The organism is Streptomyces sp. SM18, from assembly GCF_002910775.2.
Lineage (GTDB): Bacteria > Actinomycetota > Actinomycetes > Streptomycetales > Streptomycetaceae > Streptomyces > Streptomyces halstedii.
This window is the reverse complement of the sequence record NZ_CP029342.1, coordinates 1,239,543-1,260,676: the sequence shown is the minus strand read 5'-3', so window position 1 is coordinate 1,260,676 and position 21,134 is coordinate 1,239,543. Positions and strand designations below refer to the sequence as shown.

Sequence of the window (21,134 nt, the reverse complement as noted above, 5' to 3'; positions counted from 1 at the left end):
GGCCGCGCGATCGTGGCCCATCGATGATGACGCAAAGAGGAACGGACTTCATGAACGACCAGATTCACTCCGAGGGCTCGGACCACGAGCACGGAGCACTTGGCGATGCCGAGTACGCGGAGTTCATGGAGCTCGCCGCGCAGGAGGGGTTCGACCCCGAGGACGTCGAGGGCGCCCTCGGTGAGGCCGGTCACGGACCGCTTCCCGTACTCGCCGTCGTCGGCCGCCCCAACGTCGGCAAGTCGACCCTGGTGAACCGGATCATCGGCCGCCGCGAGGCGGTCGTGCAGGACAAGCCCGGCGTCACCCGCGACCGCGTCAGCTACGAGGCGGAGTGGGCCGGCCGCCGCTTCAAGGTCGTGGACACCGGCGGCTGGGAGCAGGACGTGCTGGGCCTCGACGCCTCCGTCGCCGCCCAGGCCGAGTACGCCATCGAGACGGCCGACGCGGTCGTCTTCGTGGTCGACGCGACCGTCGGCGCCACCGACACCGACGAGGCGGTCGTCAAGCTGCTGCGCCGGGCCGGGAAGCCCGTGGTGCTGTGCGCCAACAAGGTGGACGGGCAGAGCGGCGAGGCCGACGCCACCACGCTGTGGTCGCTGGGCCTCGGCGAACCGCACCCGGTCTCCTCGCTGCACGGCCGCGGCACCGGTGACCTGCTCGACGCCGTGCTGGAGGCGCTGCCCGAGGCCCCCGCCCAGACGTTCGGCACCGCGCTCGGCGGCCCGCGCCGCATCGCGCTCATCGGCCGCCCCAACGTCGGCAAGTCCTCCCTGCTGAACAAGGTGGCCGGTGAGGACCGCGTCGTCGTCAACGCCCTCGCGGGCACCACCCGTGACCCGGTCGACGAGCTGATCCAGCTCGGCGGGACCACCTGGAAGTTCATCGACACCGCCGGTATCCGCCGCCGGGTGCACCTCCAGGAGGGCGCCGACTACTACGCCTCGCTGCGGACGGCGGCGGCCGTCGAGAAGGCCGAGGTCGCCGTCATCCTGATCGACGCCAGCGAGTCCATCAGCGTCCAGGACCAGCGGATCATCACCATGGCGGTGGACGCGGGCCGTGCCGTCGTCGTCGCGTTCAACAAGTGGGACACCCTCGACGAGGAGCGCCGCTACTACCTGGAGCGCGAGATCGAGACCGAGCTCGCCCAGATCGCGTGGGCCCCGCGCGTCAACGTCTCGGCCGTCACCGGCCGGCACATGGAGAAGCTGGTCCCGGCGATCGAGACCGCGCTCGACGGCTGGGAGACCCGCGTTCCCACCGGCCGGCTGAACGCCTTCCTGGGGGAGATCGTCGCCTCCCACCCGCACCCGGTGCGCGGCGGCAAGCAGCCCCGGATCCTCTTCGGCACCCAGCCCGGCACCAAGCCGCCGCGGTTCGTGCTCTTCGCCTCCGGCTTCCTGGAGCACGGCTACCGCCGCTTCGTCGAGCGCCGGCTGCGTGAGGAGTTCGGCTTCGAGGGCACGCCGCTGCACATCTCCGTGCGGGTGCGCGAGAAGCGCGGCCGCGCGAAGTAGGAGCGCCCATGGCGAAGCCCCGCACCCCCCGCGCGCGAGCCGGGGGGTCCGGGGCTTCGCCGTGCCCTCAGGCGTCCGTGGACCCCGGAGGCAGCGCCGCGGGGCGGGCGTTCCCGGCGTGCCGTCCGACCCGCTGCCAGGAACCGGCGTGCGGGGCGTGTGTGCTCTGGCTGCCCGGGCCGGTGGCCGCCGCCCGGCCGGTCAGCGGGGCGCGGCCGGGGAACATCCCGATGCCGAACCCTCTGAAGCCGAGGTTCTCCTCCCCGGTCCGGTCCCCGGGAAGCGCCCTGAACGACCGGCGGAACTCGGCGTACAGCGCGTCGTAGATCGGGGTGGGGGACCGGCCGGCCGAGGGGTCCCATGCGGGACGCATGGCCGGGATCGGGCTCTGCCGCTGGCGGGAGGGGTCGTATGAGTGCACATAGGTGCCAACGACTCCACCGCCCGTCGGATGCGGGCCGGACGGAGAAAACGCCGCGGGGCGGGCAGCCGCGTGCTCCGGGCGTGCCGGGTACCCGGCCGGTGTGGGGCCCGGCGCGGGCGGGAGCGGACCCGTCAGGTCCCGGCGAGCGGCATCATCGCCGCGACCAGCACCGCGTTGGCCGCCGCCTTGTCCAGCGCGTCACGCAGCAGGTCCTCGCGCGGCTGCTGGCCGATCGAACCGACCGGGGCGGCGAAGACCAGGACCGACTGCGACTTGTTCGCCGCCGTACGCCAGCCCTCAGTCACCTGGAGCGGCTGATGGGCCTGCCACCAGGCGACCTGGCCGCCGCCGGGACCCGGCTGGAGCACCGCGTGCAGCCGGCCCGCGGCGAGCAGCACCGACCAGCCGGGAAGCACCCCCGGCAGCCGGTTCATGTCCTGGGTGGGCTGGAAGCCCTGCTCCAGCAGCAGTTGGAGGAACTGGTCGCCGCCGCGGCCGTCCGTGCCGGGCCTGGCGATCGGGCCGGTCGGTTCGACGACCAGGGCGGGGCGCAGGTCGTCCTCGATCAGGACGAGACCGCTCGTGATGCCGAGGACGGCCTGTTCGGGCATGAGCCCCTCCGGGGTCTGCGACTCGTCTCCGGTGATGGACCGCATGGCGCCCTTGAGCTGGTCCTCCGCGACGTTGACGACCTGTGAGGGGATGCAGGTGGCGTGGGCGAAGGCGAGTACGGCGGTCTCGTCGCCCACGAAGAGCACGGTGCTGGTGCGTTCCTGGTCGGAGTCGCCGGGGGTACGGCAGGAGGTGCAGTCGTAACTGCCTGGGGCGCTGTCGCCGACGAGCAGCCGGTCGGCTTCGGCGTCGCCGATCTCGGCACGTACGTCCTCGCTGACGTCGAGCATGCGCGGCACGGGGTGGCTCCTCGAACTCGGGGCGTGGGCCGGGCGGTTCCCGGCTCATGAAGACAACGTTCGATCCGGTGCGGGGGTCACGCGCGAATCGGGACCGGGCGGCCCGGGTGTCGGCAGGGCGACAGGTCGACAGATCGCGAAAGCGATTCGGCGGCGCCGTGGGGAGTGACGCGGGGCGGCGTGGGGAGGCGTGTACGCGGCGGTCCTGCGGCTCGTACGGCCCTCAGTTCGAATTGTCACGACTCTGTACGACTCCTGTGGCCGGGCTGTGGCCCTTCCTGACGCCGCGTAAGGTCCGTCACAGACCAGTCGACCAGGGGAAACGACCGCGTAATGCACATTTCTTTTCTGCTCCACAACGCGTACGGCATCGGGGGAACGATCCGTACCACCTTCACGCTCGCGCGCACCTTGGCGGAGCACCACGACGTGGAGATCGTCTCCGTCTTCCGGCACCGGGACAGCCCCAAGCTGGGCGCGCCCGACGGTGTGCGGATGAGCCATCTCGTGGACCTGCGGAAGAAGAGCCCGGGGTACGACGGCGCGGACGCCGGGCACGCCCGGCCCGCCACCGTCTTTCCGCGCGGCGACACGAGGCACCAGCAGTACAGCGGGCTCACCGACGCCCGGATCGCCGCGCATCTGGGCGCTCTGGAGGCGGACGTCGTCGTCGGTACGCGTCCGGGCCTCAACGTCCACATCAGCAGGCAGGCGCGGCGCGGCCCGGTGCGCGTCGGCCAGGAGCACCTGACCCTGGAGAGCCACGGCTACCGGCTCCGCAGGGAGATACGGCACCGGTACGCGCTGCTGGACGCCGTGACCACGGTGACCGAGGCCGACGCCCGGGACTACCGCGAGGGGCTGCGGCTGCCGGGCGTGCGGATCGAGGCCATCCCGAACGGCGTCCCGGCACCCGCGCACCCCCCGGCCACGGGTGAGGCCAAGTGGATCGTGGCCGCGGGCCGGCTGCACCGGGTGAAGCGGTACGACGTCCTGGTGCGGGCGTTCGCCGAGGTGGCGGCCGTCCGCCCGGAGTGGGGACTGCGGATCTACGGCGCCGGAGACGCCACCGGCAACGAGCAGAAGGCGCTGCGCGGGCTCGTCGACGAGCTCGGGCTGCGGGAGCGGGTGCGGCTGATGGGGTCGGTCGACCCCATGGAGGCGGAGTGGCCGAAGGCCTCGATCGCCGCCGTCACCTCCGAGCGGGAGTCGTTCGGCATGACCATCGTGGAGGCGATGCGCGGCGGCCTGCCGGTCGTGGCCACCGACTGTCCGCACGGCCCGGCCGAGATCATCCGGGACGGCTCGGACGGACGGCTGGTGCCGCTGGGGGACACGCCCGCCTTCGCGGCCGCCCTGCTCTCCCTGGTCGACGACGACGCCCTGCGGCACCGGATGGGGCGGGCGGCACTGGACTCCTCGGCCCGGTTCGACCCGGCCCCGATCGCGGAGCGGCACGAGAGGCTCTTCACGGAGCTGAGGGCCGAGGGCTCCTCGCGCCGGTCGCGGAGTGCCGTGCGGACCGTGCTGCACCGCTCCAGGGGGACCGTGCTGGACGGGGCGTACGCGCTGCGCTACAAGGCGGCCGGGGTGCTCCGGGGCGGCGGGCGCTGACGCGGCGGAGGGCGGGTGCCGGGCGGTCCGGAGCGCGGTCCACGGAGCACGGGACCCGGTCCGGAGCGCGGTCCACGTGCGGTCCGGTGCGCGGTCCACGGGAATATAAGGCCGCATAAGAGGGCGTGAATTCCAGGTGGCGCACATCTTCACATTTCCCACCGCGCGGAGAGGAAATCGGCCGCACCCGCCCGCCGGTATTTATCCCCGGCGGGTGCCGCGGTCCCTTTCGTGAGCAGCCGGGCAATTCATTTTCCCGGCGGCGGAACTGCCCGTTCGGGTGAAGTGGAACCACGGGAACAGGTGTGGGGATCCTGTGACACAAGCGTGACCGCCCGGGTACCTGGGTATGCGGCGGCGGCCGGGCGGTCCCGCTTCCGTCCCGCCGCCCCGGCCCCTACGGTGAGGGGTATGGCATCCGTACCGACTCCTCCCGCCCAGCCGGACGACACCCCCGCGTCCTACGTCGGCCTCGACGCCGGGACGGCCGAACAGCGCGCCAGAGCGCGGGGCTGGACCACCGTCCGGGCCCTCGCCCCCGGCACGGTCATCACCATGGAGTTCCGGGGTGGCCGGATCAACTTCGAGGTGGCCGACGCGACGGTGACCCGCTGCTGGGTCGGCTGAACCGCCCCGTGTACGCCTGCGGGCCCCGGCACATGCCGGGGCCCGCAGGCGTACACGAGACGCGGGTGTCAGGGGGCGACGGGTCCTCCGGCCACCGGGCGGGCCGGGGCCGGGCTGCTGCGGGGCGCGCGGTCCGCGTGCGGGGGGCGGCGGGAGACCGCCGGGCCGAGCGGTGTCCGCTCCGAGCGCACGGGATGCGCCGAGTGGGCCCGTGAGCGGCCCGCCGCCCCGGGGGGACCGCCCGCCGGGGGATCGGTGGCGGGGCCACCGGGCGTCGGCCCCGCGTCTCCCGGACCGTCGACGACCTGCGGGGCCGCCGGGGCGCCGGTCTCTTCGACGTGCCCGGCGCCCGTCTCCGGGACGCCGTCCGTGGTCCGCGGCGCCAGGGCCGGTACGGGCGGTCCGGCAACGCCCTCTGCGGGCCCGCGCAGCCTGCGGCGGGCGCGCCACGACTCCCGTACCGAGAGGATCCAGACCTCGGCCCGGGTGATGAGCGGCTCGAACCAGGGCAGCGCCAGCATGATCAGCAGCCCCGCGGCCCAGCCCAGCAGGACGTCGCTGAGCCAGTGGGTGCCGATGTAGACGGTCGTGAGGCCCACGCCCAGCGAGACGAAGGCGGAGAGCGCCGAGAGATACCGCCGGGCGCGCGGCGTGGTCGCCAGATAGGCGAGGATTCCCCAGGTCACCACGGCGTTGGCGGTGTGACCCGAGGGGAATATATCGCCGCCGGCGAACAGCTCGGCGGAGCCGATCTGTGTGGCGTAGTGCGGTCCGAGCCGTCCGAGGCCCAGCTTGACCGCGCCCACCGACACGTTGAGCAGCAGCAGCGCCGTGCCCAGGGTGAGCAGGGGGCGCAGGGTGTGCTGCCGCCAGGAGCGCCAGCCGAGCCAGGCGGCGACCATCACGGCCGTGGGGCCGCGCTGGCCGAGCACGACGTAGTAGTCGAGGAAGGCGTGGAGCTCGGGCCACTGCTGGTACGGCCGGAAGAGCATGACCTTCCAGTCGAGAGCCACCAGCCAGGACGAGACCAGCACGGCGACGACGATGGCGAGATAGAACACCAAAGTCCCGCCGAAGAGAGCGATGCGGTGACGGCTCATCCGCGGGATCTCTATCTTCGGCGGTTCCGGCTCCCGGTCCAGACGGGCAAAGATGTCGGTACGCACGCAATGGACGTTACAGCGAGTGAGTGTGTGATCCGGTCCATCCCGCCTCTTTGTGATGACGATGTGATGTGGACTTTGTCTCGGACCGGTATCCATTCCGCGCGCTCCGGAGAATCCTCTCCCCGTGTACGGGCTATTCCTCACGGCCCTGAATTCGCAGAGGTGTTTGATCTTCGTCGAATGGCCCCGAGGGGGTGGGCGCGGCTCCGCGATTCGACGGCGCGCCCCTCGGCGGGCCCGTCCGGACAGGGCGCCGGACGCGCGCGGAGCACACCGGAGGCGCGGCTCGTACACGGACCGCGACGGTTCCGGAAGGGCCCCGCCGCGGGCGGCGGGCGTGGCGTACACCACACTCCGGGGCGGACGGCGGTATGAGATGGGACACGTGTGACCAGTGGGGACTCGCGTACGCTGACGGCTCACTCGCCCGTCGATGCCGGGCCCGGGGTGCCGCAGGTCCGGCCCCGGGGGTCCGCCGAGCGCGAGGGACACATGCGTGGGAGGTGCGTACATGACAGGGACGTCCACGGCCGTGACGCGGCCGCGCCCGACGGCCGGCGGTGCCGACCGATGGGTCGTCCTGGTCGTCCTCTGCCTCAGCCTGCTGCTGGTCGCCCTCGACGCGACCGTGCTGCACGTCGCCGTACCGGCCGTCACCGCGGACCTGCGGCCGAGCGCCGTGGGCCTGCTGTGGATCGTGGACGCCTACCCCCTGGTCTGCGCCTCCCTGCTCATCCTCTTCGGCACCCTCGGTGACCGGATCGGGCGGCGGCGCGTCCTGCTGTGCGGCTACGCGCTCTTCGGGATCGCCTCCGCGCTCGCCGCGACGGCCGGCAGCCCCGGGGTCCTGATCGCGGCACGGGCGCTGCTCGGCGTCGGCGGCGCGATGATCATGCCCGCGACGCTCTCGATACTCCGCCAGGTCTTCCCCGACCGCCGTGAACGCGCCCTGGCCATCGGGGTGTGGACCGCGGTCGCCGCCGTGGGCGCCGCGACCGGGCCGGTCGTCGGCGGCTTCCTCGTCGAGCACTTCTGGTGGGGCTCGGTCTTCCTCGTCAACGTCCCGCTGATGGCCGTGGTCCTGCCGGTCGGCCGCTGGCTGCTGCCCGAGTCCCGGGGCGGCGACGACGGGCCCTGGGACCTGGTCGGCGCGCTGACGGCCGCGGCCGGCGTGCTCGGTGTCGTGCTCGGGATAAAGCGCCTGGGCGCGGGGGGAGCGGTGCCCGACCCCGCCTCGCTGGTCCCGCTGCTGGCGGGCGCCGCGCTGCTCGTCCTCTTCGTCCGCAGACAGCGGCGCCGCGTCCATCCGCTGATCGACATCGCGATGTTCTCCCGGCCCGCCTTCACCACCGCCGTCGGCTGCATCGTGCTGGCCATGCTGGCCCTCGTCGGCCTGGAACTGATCGCGGTGCAGTACCTGCAACTGGTCCTGGACCTCAGCCCGCTGGAGACCGGCCTGCGGCTGCTGCCGCTGACCTTCGCCGCGATGGCGGCCGGTGCCACCGGCTCGTACACGCTGCGCCGTGTCGGTCCGCGCCGCATGGTGGGCTGGGGCTTCGTGCTCACGGCCGCCTCGGTGCTCCTGCTGACCCTGATGGGCCAGCACGACCGGCCCGTCCTGCTCACCGCCGGGTTCGTCCTGCTGGGCTTCGGGCTCCAGTCCACCCTCTTCGGGGCCTACGAGTCGATGCTGAGCGAGGCCCCCGCCGAACGGGCCGGCGGGGCGGCCGCCATCGGCGAGACCTCCTACCAACTGGGCGCGGGCATGGGGATCGCGCTGCTCGGCAGCGTCATGAACGCGGCCTACGCGCCCGGTCTGGCCGGCCTCCACAAGGAGGGCGTGCCGGCCGCGGCGGGTTCCGCCGCCTCCCGCTCGCTCGGCGAGGCCTACCAGGTGGCCGGGCAGCTCGGAGGCCCCGCGGGCAACGCGCTGCGCACCACGGCCCGGCACGCCTTCGTCGGTGGGCTGCATGTGACCCTGCTGGTCAGCGCGGGGCTCCTGCTGCTCGGCGCGCTGGCCGCGCTCAGGCTGCCGCGCGCCATGGAGTGCGGCCGGGAGCCGGAGGAGCACCTGGAGGCGGCCTCGGCGCCGGCCGGACCGGAGACGGCCCCCGCCCAGGGGACCGGCGCGGTCCGGACCCGCTCCGACGCCCCCGTGCTCCCCGCGCAGGGCACACCGGGACGCCGCCGTCCGGCCGCCGGGCGGCGCGAGGTGGCCGAGGCCACCGGCTCTGGACGGGCGGGACACTGAGCCGTAACGTCAGCACGACGCGATAACTACCACTGCTAAGTGCTGTCCCGTCGTCCCTGGCGGGCGTACGACGACAGCTACGGCACCTCGCCGCGTTGTCGGGACGCCCGCATACATCCCGTACGCGGACGTCCCTCCGCTGTGCGATCCACCGCACCTGACGCCGCGCGCCGATCCACCAGGGACGACGGGACAGCCCTTAGTTTCTGGACCGTGCGAGCCGCCGGAGGCCCCCTTGTCCGTGAAGCCGTCGAAACTCCCCCCGTTCGACCCGGCCGACCCCCTCGGGATCGACGACCTCCTCGACCCCGAGGACCTCGCGATCCGCGACACCGTGCGCACCTGGGCCACCGACCGGGTCCTGCCGCACATCGCCGAGTGGTACGAGAAGGGAGAGCTGCCCGGCATCCGCGAGCTGGCCCGCGAACTCGGCGCGCTCGGCGCACTCGGCATGCCGCTCCAGGGCTACGGCTGCGCCGGGGCGACCGCCGTCCAGTACGGGCTGGCCTGCCTGGAGCTGGAGGCCGCCGACTCCGGGATCCGCTCCCTCGTCTCCGTACAGGGTTCTCTCGCCATGTACGCCATCCACCGCTTCGGCTCCGAGGAGCAGCGGCAGCGGTGGCTGCCCGGCATGGCGGCCGGTGAGATCATCGGCTGCTTCGGCCTCACCGAACCGGACCACGGCTCGGACCCGGCCGGGATGCGCACCCGCGCCGAACGGGACGGCACGGACTGGATCCTCACCGGCCGCAAGGCGTGGATCACCAACGGCTCCGTCGCCGGGGTCGCCGTCGTCTGGGCGCGGACCGACGAGACGGCCGGGGGAGCGGGCATCAGGGGCTTCGTCGTACCGACGGACACCCCCGGCTTCTCCGCGCCGGAGATCAGGCACAAGTGGTCGCTGCGCGCCTCGGTCACCAGCGAACTGGTCCTGGACGGTGTGCGGCTGCCCGCCGACGCCGTACTGCCGGACGCCACCGGGCTGCGCGGCCCGCTCAGCTGCCTCAGCCACGCCCGGTACGGAATCGTCTGGGGCGCCATGGGCGCGGCGCGCGCGAGCTTCGAGTCGGCGCTGGACTACGCGCGTACGCGGGAGCAGTTCGGCAGGCCGATCGGGGGCTTCCAGCTCACCCAGGCCAAGCTCGCGGACATGGCGGTGGAACTGCACAAGGGCCTTCTGCTCGCCCACCACCTGGGGCGGCGGATGGACGCGGGCCGGCTCCGGCCGGAGCAGGTCAGTCTCGGCAAGCTCAACAACGTGCGGGAGGCGATCGAGATCTGCCGTACCTCGCGCACGATCCTCGGCGCCAACGGCATCTCGCTGGAGTACCCGGTGATGCGGCACGCGACGAACCTGGAGTCGGTGCTCACCTACGAGGGCACCGTGGAGATGCACCAGCTGGTGCTGGGCAAGGCGCTCACCGGCCTCGACGCCTTCCGTTAGATCCCCGCCGGATCCGGGAAGCGCGCGTGAGGCCCGAGGCGAGCGCCCTGCTCAGCTCTGGTTGAAGAAGCCGTCGGCGGGCCGGCCGGCGGCTTCGCCGTTCACCACCTGCGTGTGGGCGGGGGTCAGCAGGAAGACCCGGGTCGCCACCCGCTCGATCGAACCGCGCAGCCCGAAGGTCAGCCCGGCGGCGAAGTCCACGACGCGCTTGGCGTCGGTGGGGTCCATGGCCGTGAGGTTGACGATCACCGGGACGCCGTCCCGGAACAGCTCGCCGAGGGCGCGCGCGTCCCGGAAGCTGTCCGGGGTGACGGTGGCGATCCGCCGGCCCGTGTCCTCCGCCTTCCCGGAGGCGACCTGTACGCGCGGGTCGGTCGCCCACGCCTGGTTCGTACCGGTATCGGCATCCTCGGAGTACTCGTCGTCGTAGTACCGCTCGTCGTTGTCCTCCACGAGGCCCAGCCAGGCACTCGCCTTGCGCACCGATCCCATGGACGCCTCCTCTCACCGCGGTTCTGTGGTGTTCCGCATCTCTTTCCTATCCCTATGGTCGTCCATGATGCGGATCGTGCGCCAAGGGGATAGTCGGCGCGCAGGGGATTCGTGACGCTACTGGTGCAGATCATGTGGCGGTTCGTCAGGTTTCTACCCGTATAAGGGGGCTTGCGGAAAGAAAATATGATGCTCCAGTCCGTACGGGTGACATGGGGGACGTACGGGTGAACGGGTCACTCGATACGATGCACGCCGCACGATGCACGCCGCGCGCCCGTACGAGCACGCGGGTCACGGGGGAACGGCTGACGGGGGACTGTCGTGTTCGGAATAGTGAGGCCCTGCGCCCACCGGCTGTCCGAGGGGCTCAGGACGGAGTGGATGGCCCACCTCTGCGGGCTCTGCCTCGCGCTCCGCGCCGATCACGGGCAGTTCGCCCGGGTCGTCACGAACTACGACGGCCTCATCGTCTCGGTCCTGACGGAGGCTCAGGTCGAGCGCACGGCCGACCGCAGACGCACCGCGGGACCCTGCCCGCTGCGCTCGATGCGTACGGCCCCGGTCGCCCGGGGCGAGGGGGCCCGGCTCGCGGCCGCCGTCTCGCTGGTGCTGGCCTCGGCGAAGGTGCGCGACCACGTGGCGGACCGGGACGGGCTGTTGAAGCGCCGCCCGGTGGCCGCCGCCGCCCGCCGGGTCGCCGCCGGCTGGGACAGGGCCGGAGCGCGTACGGGCGCCGAGCTGGGCTTCGACACCGCGGTCCTCGTGGACGCCGTCGACCGGCAGACCGGCATCGAGTCACTGGCCGGACCCGGCAGCAGCCTGCTGACCGTCACCGAGCCCACCGAGACGGCGACCGCGGCGGCCTTCGCGCACACCGCCGTTCTCGCGGGCAGACCGGGCAACGCCGCGCCGCTCGCCGAGGCCGGACGGCTCTTCGGACGCCTCGCGCATCTGCTGGACGCCGTCGAGGACCAGGAAACTGACGCCGCGTCGGGTGCCTGGAACCCGCTCACCGCCACCGGCACCCCGCTCACCGAGGCCCGCCGGCTCTGCGACGACGCGCTGCACGGGGTGCGCCTCGCACTGGCGGACGCCGAGTTCACCGACGGCACGCTGGCCCACGTGCTGCTGGTGCACGAACTGCGGCGGTCGGTGGACCGGGCGTTCGGCTCCACCGGGTGCGCGCACGGCACCGACGGGCAGCCGGCCGGCAGCTTCGGCCCGGCACCCGGCAACCCGTACGCGCCGGGGCCCGGGGGCCCACCCGGACCCCCGCCCCCGCCCGAGCCGCCCCGCAACCGCCGCGGTCTGATCGCCGGCTGCCTGGTCTGGGCCGGGCTGGCCTGCACCTGCCAGTTGTGCTGCGCCGGCACCTTCCACGACCCCTGGAGCGGGCAGCCGCGCGAAGGGCTCTGCCACAAGGGCGACTGCTGCGAGGGCTGCTGCGAAGGGTGCGACTGCTGCGGCAACTGCTGTGGCTGCTGCGGTGACGGGGGCTGCGACTGCGGGTGCGACTGCTGAACCCGCGCGCTCCGGCGGGTGGGCGCACGGAGCCGCGGGCAGGAACGGCGGTCCTACGAGGGGAGGAGCGTGAGGGGGGCGGTGCGCGGAGAGGTCGTGGACGCGAAGGCACGGGGGAAGAGCCGCTCCGGCGCCGACGGCGGCGCGAGCGGGACGGGCTCAGGAAGACGCGGGGGCCAGGTCAACAGGAACAGGACCACACGCGACCGAAGTCGATGTGCGATCGGGTGACCAGCCACTGCTGCGCGTACATGGCCTCAGTGGAACAGGCGGCGGACGGCGCGTCAACCACGCCGGGACGACCCGCTCACAGTATGGACACGCTTGACAGCGCGAGCCGTTGGGCGGTTTTCTCAGGAGCGGACCGGCGCTGAGGGGCCCGGTCCACGTCGTGTTCCACGCGCAGGCGCGTCCCGTGTCCGATCTCTGCATCCACGGAGCCCTCGCATGCCCACGACCAGGTCCCTCCATCTGGCCGCCGAGATCGGCGGCCCGCCCCGCTACGACGCCGCCTCCCACATCGCGCTCGCCCGGCTCGCCGAGCGGGGCACGCTGGACTTCGTCACCTTCAGGGACTCCTTCGCCCGGCCCGGCCCCGATGCCATGGCCGTGCTCGCCCGGGTCGCCCCCGAGACCACCCGCGTCGGCCTCGTACCGACCGTCACCACCACGCACACCGAGCCGTTCCACGTCTCGTCCGCCGTCGCCACCCTCGACTGGGTGAGCCAGGGCCGGGCCGGCTGGCACGCCGACGTGTCCACCACCGAGGCGGAGGCCCGGCTGTTCGGCCGGCGGCCGGCCGCCCCCGCCCCCGCGCTCTGGCAGGAGGCGGGCGAGACCGCGGACGCGTCCGCCTGGCTCTGGGACAGCTGGGGACCCGCCCGCGTGCCCCGGCCTCCGCGGGCCGGACCCGTCACCGTCTTCGACGCCACCACCGGTCCGGCCGCACGGGCCGCCGCCCGGCACGCCGACGTCGTGTACGTACGCGCCTCCTCGCCCGAGCGGGCGGCGGCCCTCCGCGACGAGCTGCGCCGCGCGGCCGCCGCCCACGGACGGGACCCCGACGGACTGCGGGTCCTGGTCGCGCTCACCGTCGACCTCGGGGACGCCGAGACCGCACCCGGACCGGGGCCGGAGAGCGGCCCACCACTCGCCGGGCACGGCACCTACTTCCGCGGCGGTCCCGTCGACCTCGCCGAACTCGTCACCCACTGGTACCGGGCCGGGGCGGTCGACGGCTTCCACCTCACCCCCCTCACCCCCGGACGCGACCTCGAAAGGATCGTCAACGGCACCGTGGCACTCCTCCAGCACCGCGGCCTCTTCCGCACCTTCTATCCCGGCGGCACACTCCGCGAGCACCTCGGGCTGGCCCGCCGGGCCAACCGGTACGCGCCACGCGGGGCGGGGGCCGCCTCATGAAGCAGATGCGGCTGGCCGTCCGCTTCCCGGGCGCCGACAGCACCACCGTGCGGGACGGCTCCCGCTCCGGCAGCGAGACCGACTTCTCCTCCCTGGTGCACCTCGCCCGCACCGCCGAACGCGGGAAGTTCGACTTCTTCTTCCTGGCGGGGGAAGGGCCGCGCCCGCGCGAACACCACGGGCGGGCCCACCACCCGGACGTGGCCGGCCGCCCCGAAGCCCTCACCCTGCTGGGCGCCCTGGCCGCCGTCACCGACCGGCTGGGCCTCGCCGCGACGGTCGACGCCACGTACAACGAGCCCTACGCACTCGCCCGGCGCCTCGCCACGCTCGACCACCTCAGCGGCGGGCGCGCCGCCTGGCAGGTGCTGACCTGCCCCGACGCCCCCACGCGGGAGGACCTCCGTCGCGGCGGCCACCCGGACCGCGCCGAACGGTACGCGCGGGCCGCCGAGTTCGTCACCACCGCCCGGGAACTGTGGGACTCCTGGACACCCGAGGGCACCCCGCGCCCCTTCGCGCACACCGGGCGGCACTTCGCCATCTCCGGGGAGTTCACCGTTCCGCGCTCCCCGCAGGGGCACCCGGTCGTCCTCCACTCCGGTGACTTCGACGAGGGCCGGGAGTTCGCCGCCTCGGCCGCCGACGTCGTCCTCACCCGGCACCGCACCCTGGAGGACGGTCAGGCCTTCTACGCCGACGTCAAGGCGCGGCTGGCCGCCTACGGCAGGCGGCCCGACGACCTGACGGTCATGGCCGGGGTCACCGTCGTCCTCGGTGACACGGACGCGGAGGCCCAGGAGAGCGCCGCCGCGATCCGCCGTCTCCAGGTCTCCGCGCGAAACGCCCTGCCGGCCCCGGAACAGGTCCGGGGCCGCGAGCTCTCCCCGTACGGTCCGGACGGGCCCCCGCCCGGCATCGACCCCGGCATCGACCCCAGCCCGGAACCGGACCTGGTGCGGGGCGGGGCCAGGAACGCCGACCGGCCGGGGGCGGCGGCCACCCGGCGGGCGCTGTCCGGGGCCAAGGGGCTCTCCGTCCGCCGGACGGCCGTCGAGGCCACCACCCGGCCGTCCTTCGTCGGCTCCCCGTCCTTCGTCGGCTCCCCGGAGACGGTCGCCACCGCGCTGGAGGCCTTCGTCACCGCCGAAGCGGCCGACGGCTTCGTCCTCGTACCCCACCTCGCCCCGGGCGGCCTCGACGACTTCGTCGACCGGGTCGTCCCCCTCCTCCAGGAACGCGGGTCCTTCCGCTCCGCGTACACCGGGACCACCCTGAGGTCGCACCTCGGCCACGCCGAGCCGGTGTGGAAGGGTTGACCGCATGAGCATGGACGCAGGACACGACGGCCGGGGCCCCGCCGCATGGAGGCGCTGGCACGAGGCACGCGTCGTCGCGGTGGCGGCACCGCACGGACCCCTCTCCCTCACCGGCACCCACTGGCTCCTCGACCACCCGGACGGCCGGGTCCCGGACGTCCCCGGACGGTGGCGGGAGGACGGCGACGCGGTGGTGCTCACCGCCGCCCCCGAGGACGGACTGACCCTCGACGGCGAGCCGTTCTCCGGTGAGGCGCGGCTGGGCCCCGACCGGGGGCCGATCGACGCCTCGCGGGCGGCGCGGGGCGACCGCCGGCTGGTCGTCCTGCGCCGCGAAGGCCTCTGGGCGGTACGGGACTTCGACCCGGCCTCACCCGCCCGGCATGCCTTCCGGACCATCGACGCCACCCCGTACGACCCGCGCTGGTCCCTGGACGGCGTCTTCCGCCCGTACGACGGCGACCGGAGCGTCCGCGTCGAGAACGCCGACGGGCGCGAACGGGGGCTCGGACTCGGCGGCGAGATCGCCTTCACCCTGGACGGCACCGAGCACACGCTCCAGGTGGCGGTGGAGCCCGACGGCTCCCTCTGGGCGGTCTTCGCGGACGCCACCAGCGGCGGGAGCAGCTACCGCTTCCGCTTCCTGCGCCCGGCCGCCCCGGACGCCGACGGCCGGGTGGTGGTCGACTTCAACCGGGCGCTGCTGCCGCCCTGCGCCTTCGCCGACCACTTCATCTGCCCCTTCCCGCCGCCGGGCAACACCCTGCCGGTCGCGGTCCCGGCGGGGGAGCGCAACCGCGTCGACGCCTGATCCGGCCGGACGCGGGCGCCCCGCCCCGGGCGTCCGGCCCCGGCGGCGAGCGGCATGTCCGTCACCCGCCGGGGCCCACCACCGGCATCCTCGGCGGCACCGTCACGGAGGCGCTGAGCGCGTACGGCGTCACCCCGTACCGACCCGTCGCGCACCACCGCACTCCCACGAGCCCCTGCCGGTCCCCGGCGGGGGCTCCCGCTCGGCCCGCGGCTTTTGAGAGGATGTGGGGACGGTCGGTCGCAGAGGTAGGCCGGGGGCGGACACCGCGCCTGTCCGGGGGAGTTCACCCGGGCCCCCGCAGACACCCAGGGGGTTCCAGATCCGTGAAACGCATCGGAGTGACCGGTCACCGTTCCATCCCCGAGGAGGCGCACGCCCATGTGCTGGAGGGGATACGGAGCGCGCTGTGCGGGCTCGAAGGCTCCCTGGAGGCGCTCTCCAGCCTGGCCGTCGGCGCGGACCAGCTCTTCGCCGACCTCGCCCTGGCCCACGGGGCGGAGCTGACCGCGGTGATCCCCAGCGGTGACTACGAGGACGGCTTCGACGACGAGGCGGACCTCGCCCGCTACCGGAAGCTGAAGGCCCGCGCGGTCCGTGAGGTCCGCCTGGACTTCCCGCACTCCACCGACGAGGCCTACTACGCCGCCGGCACGTACATCGCCGACCACTGCGACCGGCTCCTGGCGGTCTGGGACGGCCTGCCCGCCCGGGGCCTGGGCGGCACCGGGGACATCGTGACGTACGCCAGGACGCTGGGGCGCCCGGTCACGGTCATCTGGCGTGACGGCGTGATCCGGAACTGACTGCCTGTCATATCTACGTGGTAGCAGGGCTGTTGGGCCGTCATATCCGGTGCCGGGCCAGCCAGTCCGTGTGCTCGGGGCTGACGATGCGCTCGGTCTCGAAGACCGCGGCGGCCCACTGCCGCTCGGTCAGCGTGGTCTCCATCGCGGCCTGCATGTTCTCCAGGTCCTCCTCCACCAGCGAGTGCGCCGACACCAGCGGGTGGTGGCGGCGGGTCTCGTTCCAGGCGAGGCAGGCCGCGGCGGCGGCGGACAGCGACCCGGTCAGCGCGAAGGAACCGGCCGTGCCGAGGGTCTGGAGCACGGCGAGCACCAGCGCCGGCAGGGTCAGCGCGGCGACGGTGCCCGACCAGACCTGCGCACCCTTCCGTGAGACCTGCTGCCGCCTGCGGTACCAGCGCCTCTGCTCGATGAGCCGGTCCCGGATGTACGTCTCCTTGCGTACGGTGAACGCCTTGTCCCGTAACTCCCGCATGGACGCCGTGATGAGACCGCCGCCCTCGTCGTCCATCTCCTCCCGGGGGTCGCGCCACCCCACCTTCCGCAACTCCTGCAACCCCTCTTCGAGACGGTTGGCGAACACCGCCTCCGGATGGAGGGTGCCGGTGTCGAAGGGGGAGCCGTGCACCGCGTACCGCCAGCAGTTGGACTTGATGAACTCGGCTGCGGAGCGGTTGAGTTGCCAATGCGACTTCGCCTTGCGGCGGGCCGCGGCGTACGTCGTGATCAGGACACCCAGATACGCCGCCACCGCCACGCAGTCCAGGAGCCGCACCGACTCGCCGACCCGGACGTGCCAGGGCAGGGCGGCGGGCACGGTGCCGAGGACGAGCAGGGCCAACTGGCAGCGGGTGGTGTTGACCGCCTCCCGCTGCCTGGCGACGGCCACGGCGTCGGTGTGGTGGAAGAGTGCGGGCAGGTCGTCGTTCCGGAACACCATGGACCGCAGCGGCCCGGGAATCGCCGTCATGTTCACCCCGTTTGAAGTTGTGGCGGGCGCGCCTCACCGGCCCTCCGCGCGGTCGGCCATGGCCCCCGCGCTGCCCGTCCCCCGGGCGCACGGCGCCCGGGACCGGAAGGGGCGCGGGAGAGGCCTGCCGGACCCACGAGCGTAGGGGGGCCGTCCCGGCGGCGGCAATGGCGCCTCGGGGCCCGCCTCCGCGGATCCGGCCCCGGACCCACTCGCGCGACGCCGCCCGTTGTGGCAGAGTCGCACAACTGTGTGATGGCGAGGGCAAGTTGTGCCGGAGACCGATGAGGCGGCGCACCCTCACGACGCGGGGGAGGACGCGTGGTCGACGCCGGTCCGGGCGGTGCGGAGCCGTTGACGTTCGCCCAGCGCAGGATCCGCAGGAGCCCGCTGCTGTTCACCGTGCCCCTGGTGATGCTCGGACTGCTGGTCCTCGTCCTGCTCTGGGAAGCCGTCCGTGCCAACATCGCCCCGGACACCCGGGCGCAGTGGCCGTGGCGGCTCCAGGTGCTCGACCCGGAGGCGCTGGGCAGCCTGCTGGCCGTCGCGGTCGGGGCGGTCCTGGCCCGCGCGCAGTACGCCCGCACCGTGCGGCCCCACCTGGGCTGGCGGGCGGCATGGGACAAGGGCCACCTCAGAGGGGGCGTAACGGCCTGGCGGGTGGGCATACTGAACGGCGGTCAGCACATCGCGGCCGTCGAGTCCTGCGACTGCCGGCTGGTCCTCGCCGGAGCCGGCCCCGCCGATTCCGGCTGGATCGACGTCCCGGCCGCCGTGCGCGAACTGACCGGTGTGGGCCTGGTGGTCGCCGAGGACTTCCAGATGCCCGAACTCGGCCCGGGTTTCCCGCTGGTCGCCACCGGAAGCTACGAGACGGTGCTGGTGGGGGCGTTCTCCCAGAGGTTCGTGGACCGCGTGGAGGCGTTCTACCTGCGGGTGCGGGTGACGGACATCGCCGGTGACAGTCACGAGCGGACGGGCGACTTGCTGAAGGGGGCGAAAGGCACCGCACACGGCCCGGTCGGGTGAGGGGGGAACCGGCCGCGGCCCGGCCCGGCCCGCGTATTCGACCGTCACCCGGCCGGGTCAACCACGTGCGGATTCCTTTCCCCGCAATGCGGCTCGAACCCGTGAATTCATACCACCGTGGCATGTGCGAGGGGTTGCCGGGGGAGTAAAGTCAGGCCGCCGGATCCTGTGAATACGCAGATTCCGGTGGTGAACCCAGTGTCCGGAAACAAACCCTCAAGGACGGCCGTGAAGACCTACGAAACCTCCCCCTCCTTCGCCGTCGCGAAGAAGAGCCGCGTGCCACTCGCCAAGATCGACACCCATGGTGCCGACACCACCAGGAAGACCGGTCGGGTCATCGGTACCTCCACGCGTCGGACTGTCCAGAGTTCGACCTTCAGTTCGGCACTCTGAGTTCGGCGCCGAGATGGCTAGACTGGGGGAATGACAGGACCCCTGGTCCCCTTTCGCGAGATTGTGCTGAAAGTGCACAGCAGGTGTGATCTCGCGTGCGACCACTGCTACATCTATGAACACGCGGACCAGAGCTGGCGCACCCGACCCAAGTCCATCTCTGACGAAGCGATTTCATGGGCGGCTCGGCGACTGGCCGAACACGCCTCGGAGCACACGCTCGCATCGGTGTCGGTGATCCTGCACGGAGGCGAGCCGCTCCTGGCCGGCCCCGCCCGCCTGCGCCGTGTCTGCGAGGAACTCTCGTCGGCACTGAACGGTATCGCTGAGCTGGACCTCAGGATCCACACCAACGGCGTCCAGCTCAGCCCCCGCTACCTCGACCTCTTCGACGAGTTCGGCGTCAAGGTCGGCATCTCCCTCGACGGCGACCGCGCGGCCAACGACCGGCACCGCCTCTTCGCCGACGGGCGCACCAGCCATCCCCTTGTCCTCAGGGCCGTCGACCTGCTGCGCCAGGACCGCTACCGGCACCTGAACCTCGGGCTGCTGTGCACCATCGACGTCCGCAACGACCCCGCCGCCGTCTTCGACGCCCTCGTCGCACTCGACCCGCCCGCGGTGGACTTCCTCCTGCCGCACGCCACCTGGGACGAACCGCCCCCGCGGCCCGACGGCTCGGCCACCGCCTACGCCGACTGGCTCCTCGCGGTCTTCGACCGCTGGACGGAGCGGGGGCGGCCGGTGCCCGTGCGGCTCTTCTCCTCGGTCCTCTCCACCCTGAGCGGCGGGCCCTCGCTCACCGAGTCCCTCGGACTGGCCCCCACGGACCTGGTCGTCATCGAGACCGACGGACAGCTCGAACAGGTGGACTCGCTCAAGAGCGCCTACGACGGCGCCGCGGCCACCGGCTTCGACGTCTTCCGCAACACCTTCGACGAGGTGGCCGCCCACCCCGGCGTCCGAGCCCGGCAGCTCGGCCTCGCCGGTGTCAGCGAGACCTGCCGTACCTGCCCCGTCGTGCGCTCGTGCGGGGGCGGACTCTACACACACCGCTACCGCACGGGCGACGGCTTCGACAACCCGTCCGTCTACTGCGCCGACCTGGAGGCACTGGTACGCGGCGTCGAGGAGCGTGCGGCGGCCTCCCTCGGGTCACCGGCGGTCACCGGTCCCGACGCGCTCGCCGCCGCCGAGCTGGAGCTGAACCGGCATCTGCTCGCCCTGCTCCAGGACGAGTTCGGCGGGCACGGCCACACGGGATGGGACGCGGCCTGGGAACTGGCGACCGAGGCCGAGCGGACCGAGCGGGGGGCGGAGGCCCTGGACGAGGTCCTGGCCGGCCCCTACGCCCGCACCTGGCTCCTGGACGCCTCGCGGGCGGCCGGCTCGGGCGACCGCGGTGTGACGGACCGGGCCGCCCGCCACCTGGCCGCCTCGGTGGCCGCGGCCACGGTGCGCGGCCGTCTCGGGCTGACGGTCCCGGTGCCCACCGAGGACGGCGGCGGGTTCTTCCTCCCCACGCTCGGCGAGGTCCGGACCGGGTGGCGGGGCCCTGTCCTGGTCCGGGACACAGACGGGGGCCTCCTGGTCCGGGCGGAGGGCCGGGGCGCCGGTGCGGAGCGGCTGATCGCGACCGGCCCGGCGGACCGCCCCGACTGGCTTCCGCTGCGCCGGGTGGGCGGCGACGGCGCGCCCGTCCTCGTACTCGACGACCTGGATCCCCGGCGTGACTGCTTCGAGGTGCCCGTGGCGGCGCGCCTGAGCCCGGCCGGGGTCAGGGCCTGGGACACGCGGTTGTCCGCCGCGTGGGCGCTGCTGCGCACGGCCGTTCCCGGGCAGGCGGCCGAGGCGGCCAGGGCCCTGACCACCGTCACCCCGCTCGCCTCGGGCCCGACCCGGGCCGGACGGCACGGCCACGGGGCGCTGGGCCTCGGCGACGAGGGCGGGGCGGGGGAGCTGGCGCTCGCGCTGCTGCGCGGACACAGACGGTCCACCTTCCACGCACTGACCGGTGTCACGGACCTGTACGCGTCGGACGGGGCGTGGGAGCATCGCCTGCCCTGGGGCGGGCCGGAGGCTGTTCCGTTCTCCCGCCTGTTCGCGGAGACGTTCGAGCGGGTGGGTACGGGGCTCCTGGAGCCGAGGTTCCTGGACGGCGTCCCCCGGGCGCTCGCCTCGATCGAGTCGGCGGCCGAACTGACCGTCGACGGGGCGCGCGTGCTGGCGCGGCTCCGGAAGGAGATCGCCGGCGGTGCGCGGGGGGCGTCCGGGTAGCGCGACACCGAAACGGGGACCGGCCGGCGGCACCGCGGGCCGGATCCGGGAATGGATGACCGAAAAGCAACGGTGAATGACCGAACGGCAGGGGGGTGGAGCGCAGTCTGCTCCGTGATGATGAATTCGCT

18 protein-coding genes are annotated in these 21,134 nt (G+C 73.4%); 13 read left to right on the top strand and 5 right to left on the bottom strand.

Annotation, left to right across the window (positions count from 1 at the left end; all coding sequences use genetic code 11):
• Positions 1-50 precede the first annotated feature (50 nt).
• On the top strand, positions 51-1,520 hold the full coding sequence (der, locus tag B9S64_RS05490) for a ribosome biogenesis GTPase Der (protein WP_103489154.1): 1,470 nt from the start codon (positions 51-53) through the stop codon (positions 1,518-1,520).
• A 67-nt stretch (positions 1,521-1,587) separates the two neighbouring features.
• On the opposite strand, the gene B9S64_RS05485 is transcribed toward der, so the two are convergent.
• Positions 1,588-1,893, bottom strand: coding sequence for a hypothetical protein (locus B9S64_RS05485; protein ID WP_103489164.1), 306 nt, complete (start codon positions 1,891-1,893; stop codon positions 1,588-1,590).
• A gap of 182 nt (positions 1,894-2,075) precedes the next feature.
• Positions 2,076-2,855, bottom strand: a complete 780-nt coding sequence (locus B9S64_RS05480) for a hypothetical protein (RefSeq protein ID WP_103489153.1) — start codon at positions 2,853-2,855, stop codon at positions 2,076-2,078.
• A gap of 333 nt (positions 2,856-3,188) precedes the next feature.
• On the opposite strand from B9S64_RS05480, the gene B9S64_RS05475 reads away from it, so the two are divergent.
• Both B9S64_RS05475 and B9S64_RS05470 read left to right on the top strand, forming a co-directional pair.
• A complete protein-coding gene (locus tag B9S64_RS05475) occupies positions 3,189-4,469 on the top strand; it encodes a glycosyltransferase family 4 protein (RefSeq protein WP_103489152.1) in 1,281 nt (426 codons plus the stop codon).
• A gap of 411 nt (positions 4,470-4,880) precedes the next feature.
• Positions 4,881-5,096 carry an I78 family peptidase inhibitor gene (locus B9S64_RS05470; protein WP_103489151.1) on the top strand — a complete coding sequence of 72 codons (216 nt, stop codon included), beginning with the start codon at positions 4,881-4,883 and terminating at the stop codon, positions 5,094-5,096.
• 68 nt (positions 5,097-5,164) lie between these two features.
• Here B9S64_RS05470 and B9S64_RS05465 read toward each other — a convergent pair whose 3' ends face one another.
• Positions 5,165-6,262: a phosphatase PAP2 family protein gene (locus B9S64_RS05465; protein ID WP_109491975.1), complete on the bottom strand. Its 1,098-nt coding sequence runs from the start codon at positions 6,260-6,262 to the stop codon at positions 5,165-5,167.
• A gap of 511 nt (positions 6,263-6,773) precedes the next feature.
• Here B9S64_RS05465 and B9S64_RS05460 point away from each other — a divergent pair.
• Positions 6,774-8,513: an MFS transporter gene (locus B9S64_RS05460; RefSeq protein WP_103490849.1), complete on the top strand. Its 1,740-nt coding sequence runs from the start codon at positions 6,774-6,776 to the stop codon at positions 8,511-8,513.
• Between the two features lie 235 nt (positions 8,514-8,748).
• Positions 8,749-9,957, top strand: coding sequence for an acyl-CoA dehydrogenase family protein (locus B9S64_RS05455; RefSeq protein ID WP_103490848.1), 1,209 nt, complete (start codon positions 8,749-8,751; stop codon positions 9,955-9,957).
• Positions 9,958-10,008: 51 nt separating this feature from the next.
• On the opposite strand, the gene B9S64_RS05450 is transcribed toward B9S64_RS05455, so the two are convergent.
• On the bottom strand, positions 10,009-10,449 hold the full coding sequence (locus B9S64_RS05450; RefSeq protein ID WP_103490847.1) for a cell division protein SepF: 441 nt from the start codon (positions 10,447-10,449) through the stop codon (positions 10,009-10,011).
• Between the two features lie 324 nt (positions 10,450-10,773).
• Here B9S64_RS05450 and B9S64_RS05445 point away from each other — a divergent pair, with 324 nt between their 5' ends.
• The 5 genes from B9S64_RS05445 (at position 10,774) to B9S64_RS05425 (ending at position 16,331) form a co-directional block, all read left to right on the top strand.
• Positions 10,774-11,973, top strand: a complete 1,200-nt coding sequence (locus B9S64_RS05445; protein ID WP_181012257.1) for a DUF5685 family protein — start codon at positions 10,774-10,776, stop codon at positions 11,971-11,973.
• A gap of 447 nt (positions 11,974-12,420) precedes the next feature.
• Positions 12,421-13,395: an LLM class flavin-dependent oxidoreductase gene (locus B9S64_RS05440; RefSeq protein WP_103490845.1), complete on the top strand. Its 975-nt coding sequence runs from the start codon at positions 12,421-12,423 to the stop codon at positions 13,393-13,395.
• On the top strand, positions 13,392-14,714 hold the full coding sequence (locus B9S64_RS05435; protein WP_103490844.1) for an NtaA/DmoA family FMN-dependent monooxygenase: 1,323 nt from the start codon (positions 13,392-13,394) through the stop codon (positions 14,712-14,714). Before B9S64_RS05440 ends, B9S64_RS05435 begins: the two co-directional genes overlap by 4 nt.
• A gap of 4 nt (positions 14,715-14,718) precedes the next feature.
• Positions 14,719-15,525, top strand: coding sequence for a DUF1684 domain-containing protein (locus tag B9S64_RS05430; RefSeq protein WP_103490843.1), 807 nt, complete (start codon positions 14,719-14,721; stop codon positions 15,523-15,525).
• Positions 15,526-15,851: 326 nt separating this feature from the next.
• Positions 15,852-16,331, top strand: coding sequence for a hypothetical protein (locus B9S64_RS05425; protein WP_103490842.1), 480 nt, complete (start codon positions 15,852-15,854; stop codon positions 16,329-16,331).
• Positions 16,332-16,371: 40 nt separating this feature from the next.
• On the opposite strand, the gene B9S64_RS05420 is transcribed toward B9S64_RS05425, so the two are convergent.
• Positions 16,372-17,301 carry a DUF4231 domain-containing protein gene (locus B9S64_RS05420; RefSeq protein ID WP_103490852.1) on the bottom strand — a complete coding sequence of 310 codons (930 nt, stop codon included), beginning with the start codon at positions 17,299-17,301 and terminating at the stop codon, positions 16,372-16,374.
• 321 nt (positions 17,302-17,622) lie between these two features.
• Here B9S64_RS05420 and B9S64_RS05415 point away from each other — a divergent pair, with 321 nt between their 5' ends.
• From B9S64_RS05415 to fxsB, 3 genes are all read left to right on the top strand, one after another.
• Positions 17,623-18,330, top strand: coding sequence for a hypothetical protein (locus tag B9S64_RS05415; RefSeq protein WP_103490841.1), 708 nt, complete (start codon positions 17,623-17,625; stop codon positions 18,328-18,330).
• 228 nt (positions 18,331-18,558) lie between these two features.
• Positions 18,559-18,726 carry an FxSxx-COOH cyclophane-containing RiPP peptide gene (gene fxsA / locus B9S64_RS05410; RefSeq protein ID WP_103490840.1) on the top strand — a complete coding sequence of 56 codons (168 nt, stop codon included), beginning with the start codon at positions 18,559-18,561 and terminating at the stop codon, positions 18,724-18,726.
• Positions 18,727-18,756: 30 nt separating this feature from the next.
• Positions 18,757-21,003 (top strand): radical SAM/SPASM protein FxsB, inactivated metallohydrolase extension form, encoded by a 2,247-nt coding sequence (fxsB, locus tag B9S64_RS05405; RefSeq protein ID WP_181012256.1) that lies wholly within the window; start codon positions 18,757-18,759, stop codon positions 21,001-21,003.
• The last annotated feature ends 131 nt before the right edge of the window (positions 21,004-21,134 follow it).

What these genes read in the sequence shown, in the direction of transcription:
- B9S64_RS05470 (WP_103489151.1), top strand. Translation starts at nt 4,881, where the DNA reads ATGGCATCCGTACCGACTCCTCCCGCCCAGCCGGACGACACCCCCGCG.
- B9S64_RS05430 (WP_103490843.1), top strand. Translation starts at nt 14,719, where the DNA reads ATGAGCATGGACGCAGGACACGACGGCCGGGGCCCCGCCGCATGGAGG.
- B9S64_RS05435 (WP_103490844.1), top strand. Translation starts at nt 13,392, where the DNA reads ATGAAGCAGATGCGGCTGGCCGTCCGCTTCCCGGGCGCCGACAGCACC.
- B9S64_RS05440 (WP_103490845.1), top strand. Translation starts at nt 12,421, where the DNA reads ATGCCCACGACCAGGTCCCTCCATCTGGCCGCCGAGATCGGCGGCCCG.
- der (WP_103489154.1), top strand. Translation starts at nt 51, where the DNA reads ATGAACGACCAGATTCACTCCGAGGGCTCGGACCACGAGCACGGAGCA.
- B9S64_RS05460 (WP_103490849.1), top strand. Translation starts at nt 6,774, where the DNA reads ATGACAGGGACGTCCACGGCCGTGACGCGGCCGCGCCCGACGGCCGGC.
- B9S64_RS05485 (WP_103489164.1), bottom strand. Translation starts at nt 1,893, where the DNA reads ATGCGTCCCGCATGGGACCCCTCGGCCGGCCGGTCCCCCACCCCGATC.
- B9S64_RS05420 (WP_103490852.1), bottom strand. Translation starts at nt 17,301, where the DNA reads ATGACGGCGATTCCCGGGCCGCTGCGGTCCATGGTGTTCCGGAACGAC.
- B9S64_RS05475 (WP_103489152.1), top strand. Translation starts at nt 3,189, where the DNA reads ATGCACATTTCTTTTCTGCTCCACAACGCGTACGGCATCGGGGGAACG.
- fxsB (WP_181012256.1), top strand. Translation starts at nt 18,757, where the DNA reads ATGACAGGACCCCTGGTCCCCTTTCGCGAGATTGTGCTGAAAGTGCAC.
- B9S64_RS05450 (WP_103490847.1), bottom strand. Translation starts at nt 10,449, where the DNA reads ATGGGATCGGTGCGCAAGGCGAGTGCCTGGCTGGGCCTCGTGGAGGAC.